9 protein-coding genes are annotated in these 14920 nt (G+C 67.1%); 1 reads left to right on the plus strand and 8 read right to left on the minus strand.

The window, feature by feature from the left end:
• Position 1 precedes the first annotated feature (1 nt).
• From dxs to ngcE, 8 genes are all read right to left on the minus strand, one after another.
• On the minus strand, positions 2 to 1933 hold the full coding sequence (gene dxs / locus OG199_RS12335; RefSeq protein WP_356798685.1) for a 1-deoxy-D-xylulose-5-phosphate synthase: 1932 nt from the start codon (positions 1931 to 1933) through the stop codon (positions 2 to 4).
• A 205-nt stretch (positions 1934 to 2138) separates the two neighbouring features.
• Positions 2139 to 3431, minus strand: coding sequence for a sugar ABC transporter permease (locus OG199_RS12340; protein ID WP_405829504.1), 1293 nt, complete (start codon positions 3429 to 3431; stop codon positions 2139 to 2141).
• Positions 3428 to 4219, minus strand: a complete 792-nt coding sequence (locus OG199_RS12345; RefSeq protein ID WP_060899984.1) for an ATP-binding cassette domain-containing protein — start codon at positions 4217 to 4219, stop codon at positions 3428 to 3430. The genes OG199_RS12340 and OG199_RS12345 overlap by 4 nt, the downstream gene beginning before the upstream one ends.
• A gap of 181 nt (positions 4220 to 4400) precedes the next feature.
• Complete coding sequence (locus OG199_RS12350) at positions 4401 to 5498, minus strand: substrate-binding domain-containing protein (protein ID WP_356798704.1); 1098 nt, start codon at positions 5496 to 5498, stop codon at positions 4401 to 4403.
• A gap of 133 nt (positions 5499 to 5631) precedes the next feature.
• Entirely contained in the window at positions 5632 to 6831 is a 1200-nt protein-coding gene (locus OG199_RS12355) for an ROK family transcriptional regulator (RefSeq protein WP_153288098.1), read from the minus strand.
• A gap of 241 nt (positions 6832 to 7072) precedes the next feature.
• The gene (locus OG199_RS12360; protein WP_266702434.1) at positions 7073 to 8011 is read right to left on the minus strand and encodes a carbohydrate ABC transporter permease; all 939 of its coding nucleotides are present in this window, start codon (positions 8009 to 8011) and stop codon (positions 7073 to 7075) included.
• A 17-nt stretch (positions 8012 to 8028) separates the two neighbouring features.
• Positions 8029 to 8961 carry a carbohydrate ABC transporter permease gene (locus tag OG199_RS12365; RefSeq protein WP_266702432.1) on the minus strand — a complete coding sequence of 311 codons (933 nt, stop codon included), beginning with the start codon at positions 8959 to 8961 and terminating at the stop codon, positions 8029 to 8031.
• Positions 8962 to 8995: 34 nt separating this feature from the next.
• A complete protein-coding gene (ngcE, locus tag OG199_RS12370) occupies positions 8996 to 10447 on the minus strand; it encodes an N-acetylglucosamine/diacetylchitobiose ABC transporter substrate-binding protein (RefSeq protein ID WP_356798692.1) in 1452 nt (483 codons plus the stop codon).
• Positions 10448 to 11115: 668 nt separating this feature from the next.
• Here ngcE and OG199_RS12375 point away from each other — a divergent pair.
• The gene (locus OG199_RS12375) at positions 11116 to 14883 is read left to right on the plus strand and encodes a GH92 family glycosyl hydrolase (protein ID WP_405829508.1); all 3768 of its coding nucleotides are present in this window, start codon (positions 11116 to 11118) and stop codon (positions 14881 to 14883) included.
• The last annotated feature ends 37 nt before the right edge of the window (positions 14884 to 14920 follow it).

Raw genomic sequence — 14920 nt, forward strand, 5'->3', positions numbered from 1 at the left:
GTCAGTCGCGCGCGGGTTCCACCGAGTCCACGGCGTGCGCGGCGGTGCGCTCGAAACGCCCGTCGAGCTTGGCGACGAGGCCGGTGACCTGGCGGGCGATGTCCGGAGCGGTCAGGCCGATCTCCGTCATGACCTCGGCCCGGGAGGCGTGGTCGAGGAAGCGCGGCGGGATGCCGAAGTCGCGCAGCGGGACGTCGACGCCCGCGTCGCGCAGGGCCTGCGCGATCGACGAACCGACACCGCCGACGCGGGAGTTGTCCTCGACGGTGACGACCACCCGGTGCTGCTCGGCGAGCGGCGCCATGGCCTCGTCGACCGGCTTGACCCAGCGCGGGTCGACGACGGTCGTGGTGATGCCCTGCTTGTCGAGGAGACCGGCGATCTCCAGGCACATCGGCGCGAGCGCGCCGACCGAGACGAGGAGCACGTCCGGGATGTCGGTGCCGGCCTCGCGCAGGACGTCCATGCCGCCGATCCGGCCCACGGCGGGCACGGCCGGGCCGACCGCGCCCTTGGAGAAGCGGACCACCGTCGGCGCGTCGTCGACCTCGACGGCCTCGCGCAGCTGGGCGCGGACCTGGTCGGCGTCGCGCGGTGCGGCGAGCCGGAGGCCGGGGACGACCTGGAGGATCGACATGTCCCACATGCCGTTGTGGGAGGCGCCGTCGGTGCCGGTGACGCCCGCGCGGTCCAGGACGAAGGTGACACCGCACTTGTGCAGGGCCACGTCCATCAGGACCTGGTCGAAGGCGCGGTTGAGGAAGGTCGCGTAGACGGCGAAGACGGGGTGCAGACCGCCGGTGGCGAGGCCCGCCGCGGAGACGGCGGCGTGCTGCTCGGCGATGCCGACGTCGTACACCCGCTTGGGGAAGGCCTTGGCGAACTTGTCGAGGCCGACCGGCTGGAGCATGGCGGCCGTGATGGCGACGATGTCCTTGCGCTCCTGGCCGAGCCTGACCATCTCCTCGCCGAAGACGGAGGTCCAGTCGGCGCCGGAGGAGGCGATCGGCAGACCCGTGTCGGGGTGGATCTTGCCGACGGCGTGGAAGCGGTCCGCCTCGTCCTGCAGGGCGGGCTGGTAGCCGCGGCCCTTCTCGGTGAGGCAGTGCACGATGACCGGGCCGCCGAAGCGCTTGGCTCGGGCGAGCGCCGACTCCAGGGCCTCGATGTCGTGGCCGTCGATCGGGCCGACGTACTTCAGGCCGAGGTCCTCGAACATGCCCTGCGGGGCGATGAAGTCCTTGAGGCCCTTCTTCGCGCCGTGCAGGGTCTCGTAGAGCGGCTTGCCGACGACCGGCGTGCGCTCCAGGAGGTCCTTGCCGCGGGCGAGGAAGCGCTCGTAGCCGTCCGTGGTGCGCAGGGTCGCCAGGTGGTTCGCGAGGCCGCCGATCGTCGGGGCGTACGAACGCTCGTTGTCGTTGACGACGATCACCAGCGGGCGGTCCTTGGCGTCCGCGATGTTGTTCAGCGCCTCCCAGGCCATGCCGCCGGTGAGCGCGCCGTCACCGATGACGGCGACCACGTGGTCGTTCCTGCCGAGCACCTCGTTGGCCTTCGCCAGGCCGTCGGCCCAGCCGAGGACCGTCGAGGCGTGCGAGTTCTCGATCACGTCGTGCTCGGACTCGCCCTGCGAGGGGTAGCCGGACAGGCCGCCCTTCATCTTCAGCTTCGAGAAGTCCTGCCGGCCGGTGAGCAGCTTGTGGACGTAGGACTGGTGACCGGTGTCCCACAGCACCCTGTCCTTGGGCGACTCGAAGACGCGGTGCAGCGCGATGGTGAGCTCCACGACACCGAGGTTGGGGCCGAGGTGGCCGCCGGTCTTCGAGACCGCGTCGACGAGAAAGGTCCTGATCTCGCCGGCCAGCTGGTCCAGCTGCTCCAGGCTGAGCCGGTCCAGATCGCGCGGTCCCGTGATGCGGGTCAGCAGCGGCACCCGTGCCTCCTTGCAGGTAGAGCTGTTCGAGCTTTGCCGGGCTTGTCGAGTCTAATGTTCCGCCTTTTCGACCGGCGCCCGGCCCCGGGGGTCCATGTCACCCGTTCGGAGTACCCGGGTGCGGACACGACAGTGCCCGGCACCATCCACTGGTGCCGGGCACTTGTCCGGGAGGGCCGCGTCGTCGGGCCCTCCCCGTCAGCCGCTACGCGCGCCCGGCCGACTTCTGGGTCTTGCGGGTCACCGCGTCGATGACGACGGTGGCGAGCAGCACACCACCGGTGATCATGTACTGGACCGGCGAGGCGATGCCCTGCAGGGCCAGGCCGTACTGGATCGAGACGATGACCAGCACACCGAGCAGCGCGTTCCAGGTGCGGCCACGGCCACCGAAGAGGCTGGTGCCACCGATGACGGCCGCCGCGATGGCGTTCATCAGCAGGTCACCGCCGCCCGCGCCCTGGTTGGCGGAGGCGATCTTCGAGGCGATGAACAGACCGCCGATGGCGGCGAAGGTGCCGGAGATCGCGAAGACCGAGATCCGGACCATCTCGACGTTGATACCGGCACGACGGGAGGCCTCGACGCTGCCACCGAGCGCGAAGATCTTCCGGCCGTACGCGGTACGGCGCAGCACGAAGTCCGTGACCAGCAGCACCGCGATGAAGATCACCACGGCCAGCGGGAGACCCTTGTACTGGTTGTAGGTGATCGCCACGGCGAAGGCCACGACCGCCAGCAGCGCGGTGCGCAGAATCGTCTCGCTCAGCGGCCGCGACGGCACGCCCGCGGCCTCACGGCGCTTGTTGCCGTAGAAGGACATCAGGAAGAACACCGCGGTGACGCCGATGGCGAGCACGTAGGCGGCGGCCACATCGGTGAAGTAGTAGCTGGTCAGCTTGGCCACGAGGCCCTCGCTGTCCAGGTTGATGGTGCCGCTGCTGCCGAGGATCTGGAGCATGAAGCCGTTCCAGAACAGCAGACCGGCCAGGGTGACAGCGAAGGCCGGCACACCGATGCGCGCGAAGACGAAGCCGTGGATCGCGCCGGCGACCGTGCCGGTGAGGATGGCGAGCACGAAGGCCAGCCATTCGTTCATCCCGTGCGTGACGTTCAGGACCGCGAAGGCCGCGCCCGCGACACCGGAGACCGAGCCGACCGACAGGTCGATCTCGCCGAGCAGCAGGACGAAGACGATACCGACCGCGATCATGCCCGTGCCGACCATGGCGACGGAGATGTCGGACAGGTTGCCCGCGGTGAGGAAGTTGGAGTTCAGGCTCTGGAAGATGATCCAGATGATGATGAGACCGATGACGACCGGCATCGAGCCGAGGTCGCCGGCCTTCATCTTGCGCTTGAACTCGGTCACGTAACCCGCGAGGCCCTGCTCGCGGACGAGGAGCCGGGGGTCGACCACGGTGACCGCCGCGGCGGCCGCCTCGGGGTTCTCCACGGCGTGGTCCTCGGGGGTCTCAGAGGTCTTGTCGATGCTCACTTCTGAGCCTCCCCATTGCTGCGCGCCGCACGACGGGTCACGGCGTTCTCCGTGGCGCCCGTGATGGCGGAGATGATCTCTTCCTGCGAGGTCGACTTGACCTCGAAGATGCCGTTGTTGCGCCCGAGGCGCAGAACGGCGACCTTGTCGGCCACGGCCTTGACGTCCGCCATGTTGTGGCTGATGAGGATGACCGCGTGGCCGCGCTCGCGCAGCCGCTCGACCAGGTCGAGGACCTGGGCGGTCTGCTCGACACCGAGGGCCGCGGTGGGCTCGTCGAGGATGACGAGCTTGGGCTCGCCGAGCATCGAACGGGCGATCGCCACGGTCTGGCGCTGACCGCCGGAGAGCGAGGCGATCGGGATACGGACGCTGGGAATGCGGATGGACAGCGTGTCCAGCAGCTCGCGCGAGCGGCGCTCCATCTCGACCTCGTCCAGGATGCCGCGCTTCTTCAGCTCCCGGCCCAGGTAGAGGTTGCCGACGACGTCGATGTTGTCGCAGAGCGCGAGGTCCTGGTAGACGGTCGCGATACCGAGGCCCTGGGCGTCCTGCGGCTTGTTGATGTGGACGGCCTTGCCGTCCCACTCGATGGCGCCTTCATCGATGGGGTGCACACCGGCGATCGTCTTCACCAGTGTGGACTTTCCGGCACCGTTGTCGCCCACCAGGGCGACCACTTCGCCGGCGTGGACCTCAAGCTCGACATCGGTGAGCGCCTGGACGGCACCGAATCGCTTGGAGACCCCGCGCAACGCCAGAACAGGCGTAGCGGACACGTGAACCATCTCCTTCGCCGCCTGACCCGGCGGGAGGTTGTGCAGAAGTTTGTGGAGTGTTCCGTCCGGCGCCCCGCCCTAGCTTTGCGGGGCTGATGGATGCGGGGCGCCGGAGGAGTTCTAGATCACGCAGGTCCGGTAAGGGAATTCAGGTCCGAATTCCCTTACGCGGTGGGATACCTGCGGCGGCTTACTTGATGCCGAGCGCGTCGCACTTCGCCTTGTAGGCGCTCGTGCAGATGTCGCTGACCGTGTAGACGCCGTCCTTGATGACGGTGTCCTTGATGTTGTCCTTGGTCAGCGAGGTGACCGGGACGAGCACCGAGGGGACGGCCTTCGTGGTGGGGCTGTCGACCTTGTCCTTGGCGACCGTGGAGAGCGACTTGCCCTGGGCGAGCGCGACGGCCATCTCGGCGGCGGCGTCGGCCTCGGGGGCGTACGGCTTGTAGACGCTCATGAACTGCTCACCCGCGAGGATGCGCTGCACACCGGCGAGCTCGGCGTCCTGGCCGGTGACCGGGACGGAGATGCCGGCGGCCTTGAGGGCGGTGATGATACCGCCGGCCATGCCGTCGTTGGCGGAGTAGACGCCGACGATGTTCTTCTTGCCGAGGGCGGTGATGGCGCCCTCCATGTTGGCGTTGGCGTTCTCCGGCTTCCAGTCCTTGGTGTCGTACTCCTTGCCGACGTTCACCTTGCCGTCGAGGACGGAGTGGGCTCCGGCCTTGAACTGGGCGGCGTTCGGGTCGGTGGACGAGCCGTTCATCATCACGATCTTGCCGGACTTGGCCTTGGCGCCGAGGGCGTCGAGAAGGGCCTGGCCCTGGGTCTTGCCGACCGTCGTGTTGTCGAACGAGGTGTAGGCGTCGATCGGACCCTGCGCGAGGCGGTCGTAGGCCACGACCGGGATGCCGGCGTCCTTGGCCTTCTGGACCGAGCTCTTGATGGCCGCGGCGTCCACAGCGTCGACGATCAGGACGTCCACCTTGTTGGTGACCATCGTGTCGACCTGCTGGTTCTGCGTGCTGGCGTCCTGCTTGGCGTTGGCGTAGACGACCTCGCCCTTGTTGTTCGTGAGCTCCTTGATCTTCTTCTCGATCAGGGGCTTGTCGAACTTCTCGTAACGCGCGGTCTGGTTCTCGGGAAGCAGCAGACCGACCTTGATCGCGTCGCCCTTCTTGGCGGAGCTAGAGCTGTCGCTCTTGTCGCTGGACTCCTTGGCACTGCCACAGGCGGCCAGCGAGACGGCCATCGCACCAGCGGCAACGGCAACGGCGGCACGACGCATACGCGTGTTCACTTCAGAAACCTCCCTGACGAGGCCGCGTCGTTGCGGCCGAGGTGGCTGGAAGTCAACTCGGCCACACGTGCGACGTCAAGAAGTAAATACTTAACGAGATGGCAACGGTGCCATGCGTTCTCTAAGTGAAGGCAGGGGTAACTGCGGACAGTGATCCGTCCAAAAGGGTCGAATCGCCCATCTCGCTGAGCGCGAGCGCGAGCGCCCCGAGAACCTCCGCGCGGCCGCCAAGTGCCCCTGGAAGCACGGACAGTTGGCGGGCGGCACTGGGGATCGCATAGCGTCCCACAGACTCCCTGATGGGCCCCAGGACGAGTTCCCCGGCCTCGGCGAGATCTCCGCCGAGCACCACCCGGCTCGGGTTGAGCAGATTGCAGAGATTCGCCACACCGCTCCCGATGTGACGTCCGACATCGGCGATCACGCGCCGGCAGCCCGGGTCACCGTCCCGCGCCAGCCTGACCACGCCCTCCATGGTCAGGTCGGTGCCGTGACTGGACTGCAGGAGCGGCAGCACGTACCGGGCAGCGGTGAAGGTCTCCAGGCAGCCCCGGTTGCCGCAGCGGCAGACGGGGCCGGATTCGTCGAGGGTGATGTGCCCTATTTCACCCGCCGTGCCGCCCGGCCCGCGGTAGATCTTGCCGCTGATCACCAGACCGGCGCCGACACCGCTCGCGACCTTGATGTACGCCAGGTCCCTGACCCCGCGGCCGCTGCCCCAGACCAGTTCCCCGAGCGCGCCCAGATTGGCGTCGTTGTCCACGTGCACGGGCACGCCGAGCCGCCCCCGCAGCTCCTCGGCGGGCCGCGCGCCGGTCCAGCCCGGCAGGATCGAGGTGGACCCCAGGGTCCCCGACTCGACGTCGATCGGGCCGGGCACCCCGAGCCCCACACCGGCGATCTTGGTACGGTCCACTCCGGTCACCGCGATCAGGCGGCTGACCAGCTCTTCCGCCCGGTCGAAGCCCTGCGCGGCCGAGGCGTCCACGTCCAGCGGCTCCGACTCCTCGGCCAGCACCTGGTGCGCGAGGTTGCCGATCGCGACGCGCAGATGCGTATGGCCGAAGTCGACTCCGATGACGATGCCGGCGTCGCCGCTCAGGGACACGCTGCGGGCCCTGCGGCCACCCGCCGAAGTGGGTGTGACCTCGACCGTTCCGCTGTCCTTCAGCTCCCGGACGATATTGGAAACGGTCGCGGCGGACAGGCCCGTCGTCCTCGCGATCTCCGCTTGCGTGAGCGATCCGGCAAGGCGCACCGCTCGCACGACGCGCTCCAGATTGGCTCGGTGCAGCGACGACTGCGACCCCGGAGTCTCCATCGACTCATCCACTCCTGCCCTCAGCCGGACGGCCCCGATGCCGCCCGTGTGATCCGGGTCACAGCAGTGGAACCCGGGTCACTTACAAGTTGTGAACTCCAAGCTCCGCTGAACGGGTTACCGCAGTCAAGTCCTTGAGGGAAATCGGCGACGACAAGCCCCGTTCCGTTTCCGTTACCGCCCCGACACGCACCCGCCACCCCCGGGTCGGGGGTGGCGGGTGCGGGAAAGGACCGGATCGTTACTTGAGCGTCGCCGAGGTGAGGCCCGCCTGGACCTGCCGCTGGAAGGACAGGTAGACGATCAGCATGGGCACCATCGCGATGGTCACGCCCGCGAAGAGCACGGGCAGGTCGGTCGCGTACCCCTGCTGCTGCTGGAGCTGGATGAGCCCCTGGGTCAGGACATATCGCTCCGGATCGGAACTGGTCTGCGGCTGCATCAGCACGGACGGCAGGATGTACTGGTTCCACTGGCCCAGCACGTTGAAGATGCCCACACTCAGCAGACCGGGCTTGGCCATCGGCAGCATGACCTGGAAGAACGCCCGGGAGTGCGAGGCCCCGTCCAGCACCGCCGCCTCGAAGACCGCCGTGGGCAGCGTCCGGAAGAACGAGTGCATGAAGAAGACGGTGAACGGCATCGAGTAGGCGACGTACACCAGGATCAGCCCCTGGTACGTGTTCAACATGTCGAGACGCTTGACCATGAAGAACAGCGGCACCAGGGCGAGGAAGACGGGGAACATGGCCCCGCCGACGAAGAAGTAGTACACGATCCGGTTGCCCGGGAACTCGTAGCGGGCCAGGACGTAGGCGGCCATGGAGCCCAGGAGCATCGTCAGCGGGACCGAGAACACCAGCACGATCAGGGTGTTCGCGAAGTAGTCGCCGATGCCCTTGTTCCAGGCCCGCCGGAAGACGTCCAACTGCCAGTGCGAGGGCCAGCCCAGGGCCGAACCGCCGATCTGCGCGTCGGTCTTGAAGGAGCTCAGGACCAGCCAGAGCAGCGGCAGGATGATCAGCACGGCCCACAGGACGAGGAACCCGTGCGAGAAGACATTGAGGGTCAGGCCCTCGCTGCGCCGGTCGCCCGGACGCGGCGGTGTCTTCCTGACCGTCCGCTGCGGGGGTACGCCGGCGCCGCCGACCTTCGTCGGCTCGGTGATGGGTGCGCTCATAGTCGTCTGTCTCCCGCTCAGAACTCGATGCGCTCGCGGCGGGTGGCGCGCAGCGTGACCACGGACAGGACCAGGGTGAGAAGGAGCATGATGACGCCCATGGCGCAGGCGTAGCCGCTCTTCCCGTAGTAGAGGAAGTTGCGCATCATGACGTTCGCCATGACCTCGCTGTGGTGGTCGGGTCCGCCGCCGTACCCCGTTCCCTGGGTCATGGTCGAGACCAGGACGAACATGTCCATCGCGATGATGCCGAGATAGACCCAGGCGGTCTGCACGGTGTCCCACAGCAGCGGGAGGGTGACCCGGAAGAAGGTGTGCGTGCGGCTCGCGCCGTCGAGCAGCGCGGCCTCGTAGATGTCCCGCGGGACGGACTGCATGGCCGCGGAGAACAGCACCAGGTAGAAGCCCACGCCGTGCCAGACGACGACCGCCATCAGGCACCAGAGCACCAGGTCGGGCTCGTTCATCCACTCGATCGGATTGTTCGCGTTCTCCAGACCGAGCTTGATCAGGATTCCGTTGAGCAGACCGCCGCTGTCACTGCGGTAGAGCGCCCCGAAGAGCACCGCGACGATGGCGAGGGACAGCACCTGCGGGAAGAAATAGACGATCTTGTAGAAGCCGGATCCGGCGACGCCCTGCACACCGCCGGCGCGGCCCCGGCCACCCGCGTTCACCATGAAGGCGAAGAACAGGGCGAGCAGAATGGTGATCACCGGGATGAACACCAGGAACAGGATGTTGTGCCAGATGGCGCCCATGAACACGTCGTCCTGGAACAACGCCTTGTAATTGTCCAGGCCGACGAAACTGAACGTCTGGGACTGGCCCTTCCAGTCGGTGAAGGAGTAACCGATGGTCTGTACGTAAGGCCAGATCACGAAGATCAGATACAGCGCCAAAGGTGCGAGGAGAAACCCCGCGACGAACCGGTACTGCCCTTTTCGCATGGCATCCTGCCCCTGGTGTTCCGGGTGTGCGTGATCAGTCGCGGTGGTTCTTCTTGGACGCCGGGTCCTTGGCGGCCTTGTCGACGGCGGCCTGGGCGCGCTTCAGCCATTCCTTCGGCTGAATTCGCTTGGCCATCAGCTCGTTGGACGCGTTCTGAATGGAGACGTCCATCTCGCTGTACCAGTTGGGGTACAGGTAGTTGAAGGTGTTGTCACCCGCTGCCTTCGAGGCCTCGACGGTCGACTGCGTACCCGGTCGCAGCGTGACGCCGGCGTTGACACCGTCCTTGACGATGGTGAGCGAGTTGGCCTTCTGCGCGAAGAGCGTCGACCACTCCTTGGAGAGCATGGAGCGCATGAACTCCTGCGCCCCGGGCAGGTTTCCGGCCTTCGCGGGGATGATGAAGGGCTCGCCCGAGCCGGCCCGGATCGCCTCGAACGGCAGCTTGTCCCCGGACAGGCTGGGCATCGGCATGAACTTCATGTCGAAGTCGGTGGGGGTCTGCTTCAGCTGCTCGTTCTCCAGCCAGGAGCCACAGGTGATGAACGCGGCCTTGTACTGGTTCCAGCGGGTCTGGGACTCCGTGTGCGTCAGGGCGTTGGTGCCCGGCATGAGGTAGCCCTTCTCGACGACCTCGTAGATCGCGTCGATGGCCGCCGCCGCCGCGTCGCTGCCGACGAACGCCTTAGGGTCGAGGTTGTCGATCGCCTTCATGGCGTCCAGACCGCCCTGCTTGGCGATCAGGTCCATGATGGCGACGTTGATGTAGTACGGGAACTTGCCCTGGTGGGCGAGGCCGCCGATGCCCTGCGACTTGGCGTCCTTGCAGATGGCGAGGAAGTCGTCCCAGGTCTTCGGGACCTCCCAGCCCTTCTCCTTGAAGAACTTGCCCGAGTACCACAGGCCCCACACCGTGTAGATGTAGTTGAGGGACACCACCTTGCCGCCCTGCAGGCCCGGGTCGAGCGTGCCCGGGATGAGGGTGTCGCGGACCTTCTTGGACGGGTCGTCGATCGACGGAGCGTCGAGGACCGCGGCCAGGTCGAGCAGGTTGCCGTTCTTGTAGAGCACGTCCAGCTTGATCTGCTGGGCGCCCGAGTCGTCGACGATGTCCGGCGGGTTGCCGCCGTTGAAGCGCGGCTGGAGCTTGCCGGTGATCTCCTGGGTGCCGGTGTGGGCGCTGGTGGTGCCCCACTTCTTGTCGAAGGCGGCTTCCCAGGCCTTGGCGTAGTCGTCGCCGTAGCCGCCCTTGAAGACGACGACGTCGAGCTTTCCGCCCTTTTCCACACCGAAGGGGTTGGTCTTGCTGGTCTTGCCCTTCTCCTTGCCCTTGTCGCCGGAGTTGTCGTCGCCTCCGCCGCTCGCACACGCGGACAGGAAGCTCATCGTGGGTACGGAGATCAGACCGAGTGCGGCCGACCGCTTGATCAGATCGCGCCGGCCGACACCTTCGGGGCTGCTGTTCTCGGCGGAAGTGGATCCCATGCTCAAGTCCTCGCCTTCTCCAGGACTCAGGCGGTGAACCGGATCCTCCCCGGCACCGCGGTTAGGTCAAGCTGGGGTCGTGCATGAGGGATTCAGTGGGTCAACGCGGCGATCCCTGCCCTTGTAAACGGCCGCCGACGCCCGATTCCCCCTGGTACATGCCTGTCCGCGGCCGTCGAACGACTGGGCGGATGCCGACAGGTATAGTCCACTTCCCGCCAGCTGAGCAAGATCGAATGCAGGTTTGCCCGTGGGTCTTTTCCGAGTTGAGACCTCCCGGAAATATGGGGCGACCGACCCCTCCCCGGCAGAAGATCGACACGGCGTCAATCTCCCACCATGCGAGTAATGCGCACCCCTCTACGCGACTTTCTCCCCGGATGCCACATCCAACACCCTTGACATCGCTGACAACTTGACTCCCTACTGGTCCTTGCGCAGCAGAATTGACAACGTTGTCCACGCGCACGCGGGTGAGTCGAAGGGGCGCGCCGGTATCGGAAGAGCGAGTACACGCAGGCCCGGAGGGCCGAGCGCGGCCGCACTCCCGAATCCCGCTGGAACGCCCCGAGGTGAACGCGCCAAAACAGCAGGGAGGGTCCTCGCGGATGCAGCACGGAGCTCGATACAGACAAAGTTCCTCGGCCCGGCCGAGGTGGAGTTCCTCGATGACAATGGGGGTGGCAGCGCTTTCTCTGATCGTGGCCTCGCAGGGCACCGCGGTTGCCCTTCCGGCCCAAGCGGTCTCCGCCGACCGGCAGTTCACCTCCTCATTCGAATCGGGCGATCCCGCGCCGGACTGGATCAATACCGTAGACACGGGACCCGACGGCAAAAAGCGGTCGTCCGGTGTCGACGGCGGGTACAGCACGGGCATCCCCGGGAACGTCACCGACCACGTCACGGACGTCCGCGCCAGCGACGAGAACACGGGCTCCGGTGAGGTGAAGGAGAACCTCGTCGACGGTGAGTCGAGCAGCAAGTGGCTGACCTTCGAGCCCACCGGCTGGGCGGAGTTCGACCTCGACGCCCCCGTGAAGGTGGTCACCTACGCGCTCACGTCGGCCAACGACCACGACGAGCGCGACCCCAGCGACTGGACGCTGCAGGGCTCCACGGACGGCAAGGACTGGAAGACCCTCGACACCCGCTCGGACCAGTCGTTCGGCGAGCGCTTCCAGACCAAGTCGTACGACATCGCGAGCCCCGTGGAGTACCAGCACTTCAGGCTCGACATCACGAAGAACCACAGTGGGGACATCCTCCAGCTCGCGGATGTCCAGTTCTCCACCGGTGGCACCGACGACCCGACGCCCAAGGACATGCTCTCGCTGGTGGACCGCGGGCCCAGCGGCTCCCCCACCGCGAAGGCGGGCGCCGGCTTCACCGGCAAACGGGCCCTGCGCTACGCGGGCACGCACCAGGCGGACGGCCGGGCGTACTCGTACAACAAGATCTTCGACGTGAACGTGGCCGTCGGGCGCGACACCGAACTGGCGTACCGGATCTTCCCGTCGATGGCCGACGGTGACCGGGACTACGACGCCACGAACGTGTCGGTGGACCTGGCGTTCACGGACGGCACCTATCTGAGCGACCTCGACCCGGTCGACCAGCACGGGTTCGCGCTCACGCCGCAGGGACAGGGCGCGGCCAAGATCCTTTACGTCAACCAGTGGAACGACGTCGCCTCGCGGATCGGCTCCGTCGCCGCCGGGAAGACGGTCGACCGGATCCTGCTCGGCTACGACTCCGCGAAGGGCCCGGCCAAGTTCCGTGGCTGGCTGGACGACGTCTCGCTCAAGACCGTCGCGCGCGAGAAGCCCAAGGCGCATCTGTCGGACTACGCGCTGACCACCCGTGGCACCAACTCCAGCGGCGGATTCTCGCGCGGCAACAACTTCCCGGCGACGGCCGTGCCGCACGGTTTCAACTTCTGGACCCCGGTGACCAACGCGGGTTCGCTGAGCTGGCTGTACGACTACGCACGTGCGAACAACGCGGACAACCTGCCGACCATCGAGGCGTTCAGCGCCAGCCATGAGCCGAGCCCGTGGATGGGCGACCGGCAGACCTTCCAGGTGATGCCCTCGGCCGCGTCCGGCACCCCGGACACCTCGCGCACCGCCCGCGCGCTGGCCTTCAGGCACGAGAACGAGACCGCCCGCCCGTACTACTACGGGGTGACCTTCGAGAACGGGCTCAAGGCGGAGATGGCCCCGACGGACCACGCGGCGGCGCTGCGCTTCACCTATCCGGGCGCGGACGCGAGCGTGGTCTTCGACAACGTGACCGAGCAGGCGGGGCTGACCCTCGACAAGGAGAACGGCGTGGTCACCGGCTACTCCGACGTGAAGTCGGGGCTGTCGACGGGCGCGACCCGGCTCTTCGTGTACGGGGTCTTCGACGCGGCGGTGACGGACGGCGCCTCGTCCGGGGTCAAGGGCTATCTGAAGTTCAAGCCCGGTGCCGACCACAGTGTCACGCTGCGTCTGGCCACCTCGCTCATCAGCGTCGACCAGGCCAAGGACAACCTGCGCCAGGAGATCCCCGACGGCACGTCCTTCGGCACCGTGAAGGCACGGGCCCAGAAGCAGTGGGACAAGCTGCTGGGCAAGGTCGAGGTCCAGGGCGCCACTCCCGACCAGCTCACGACGCTGTACTCCAGCATGTACCGGCTCTACCTGTACCCCAACTCCGGCTTCGAGAAGGTCGGTTCGAAGTACCAGTACGCGTCGCCGTTCTCCCCGATGCCGGGCCAGGACACCCCGACCCACACCGGCGCGAAGATCGTCGACGGCAAGGTGTACGTCAACAACGGCTTCTGGGACACCTACCGGACGACCTGGCCGGCGTACTCTCTCCTGACGCCCAGTCAGGCGGGTGAGATGGTTGACGGGTTCGTGCAGCAGTACAAGGACGGCGGCTGGACCTCGCGCTGGTCCTCCCCCGGCTACGCGGACCTGATGACCGGGACCTCCTCCGACGTGGCGTTCGCGGACGCGTACGTGAAGGGTGTGCACTTCGACGCGGCAGCGGCCTACGACGCCGCGGTGAAGAACGCGACGGTCGTCCCGCCGGCCTCCGGTGTGGGCCGCAAGGGCATGACGACCTCCCCCTTCCTCGGCTACACGTCCACCGCGACGGGCGAGGGCTTCTCCTGGGCCATGGAGGGCTACGTCAACGACTACGGCATCGCCAAGATGGGCGAGGCCCTCTACAAGAAGACCGGCAAGAAGCGCTACAAGGAGGAGTCCGCGTACTTCCTCAACCGCGCCCAGGACTACGTGAACCTCTTCGACAAGAAGGCCGGGTTCTTCCAGGGCCGTGACGCGCAGGGCGACTGGCGCGTCGACTCGGCGAAGTACGACCCGCGCGTGTGGGGGTACGACTACACCGAGACGAACGGCTGGGGGTACGCGTTCACCGCGCCCCAGGACTCGCGGGGCCTGGCCAATCTGTACGGCGGCCAGGACGCGCTGGGCCAGAAGCTCGACACGTACTTCGCCACTCCCGAGACGGCCTCGCAGGACGTCGTGGGGTCCTACGGCGGGGTCATCCACGAGATGACCGAGGCCCGCGACGTACGGATGGGCATGTACGGGCACTCCAACCAGGTGGCCCACCACGTCACCTACATGTACGACGCGGCCGGCCAGCCGTGGAAGACGCAGAAGGACGTCCGTGAGGTCCTCTCCCGGCTGTACACCGGCAGTGAGATAGGGCAGGGCTACCACGGCGACGAGGACAACGGCGAGCAGTCGGCCTGGTACCTCTTCTCCTCGCTCGGCTTCTATCCGCTGGTGATGGGCAGTGGTGAATACGCCATCGGCTCACCGCTGTTCACCAAGGCGACGGTCCATCTGGAGAACGGCCGGGACCTGGTCGTCAAGGCGCCCAGGAACAGTGCGAAGAACGTGTACGTGCAGGGCGTGCGGTTCAACGGCAAGAAGTGGAACTCCACCTCGCTCCCGCACTCGCTCATCTCCCGTGGCGGCGTGCTGGAGTTCGACATGGGTTCCAAGCCGTCCTCGTGGGGCAGCGGCAGGAACGCGGCACCCGTGTCGATCACCAAGGACGACAAGGTGCCCGCACCGCGGGCGGACGTCCTGAAGGGTGAGGGCGCGCTCTTCGACAACACCTCGGCGACGGACGCCACCGTCACGACGGTGGACCTGCCGACGGCCGCCTCCGCCAAGGGCGTCCAGTACACCCTGACGTCCTCCGGGGACCACACGAAGGCTCCGGCCGGCTGGGTCCTTCAGGGCTCGTCCGACGGCACCAAGTGGACTGATCTCGACCGGCGTTCCGGCGAGTCCTTCGCGTGGGACAAGCAGACGCGGGCGTTCTCGGTGGCACACCCGGGTGCGTACGCGCACTACCGTCTGGTCCTCGACGGCGCGGCGACGCTCGCGGAGGTGGAGCTGCTGGCCTGACCCGACCTCCCCACAGGAGCGGGCGCGGAGATCACTC

The organism is Streptomyces sp. NBC_01176 (assembly GCF_045039825.1).
Classification (GTDB): domain Bacteria; phylum Actinomycetota; class Actinomycetes; order Streptomycetales; family Streptomycetaceae; genus Streptomyces.

Bases quoted from the DNA above. Each gene is read 5' to 3' on its own strand.
- OG199_RS12345 (WP_060899984.1), bottom strand. From the start codon at position 4,219: ATGGTTCACGTGTCCGCTACGCCTGTTCTGGCGTTGCGCGGGGTCTCC.
- OG199_RS12350 (WP_356798704.1), bottom strand. From the start codon at position 5,498: ATGCGTCGTGCCGCCGTTGCCGTTGCCGCTGGTGCGATGGCCGTCTCG.
- OG199_RS12355 (WP_153288098.1), bottom strand. From the start codon at position 6,831: ATGGAGACTCCGGGGTCGCAGTCGTCGCTGCACCGAGCCAATCTGGAG.
- OG199_RS12360 (WP_266702434.1), bottom strand. From the start codon at position 8,011: ATGAGCGCACCCATCACCGAGCCGACGAAGGTCGGCGGCGCCGGCGTA.
- OG199_RS12365 (WP_266702432.1), bottom strand. From the start codon at position 8,961: ATGCGAAAAGGGCAGTACCGGTTCGTCGCGGGGTTTCTCCTCGCACCT.
- ngcE (WP_356798692.1), bottom strand. From the start codon at position 10,447: ATGGGATCCACTTCCGCCGAGAACAGCAGCCCCGAAGGTGTCGGCCGG.
- OG199_RS12375 (WP_405829508.1), top strand. From the start codon at position 11,116: ATGACAATGGGGGTGGCAGCGCTTTCTCTGATCGTGGCCTCGCAGGGC.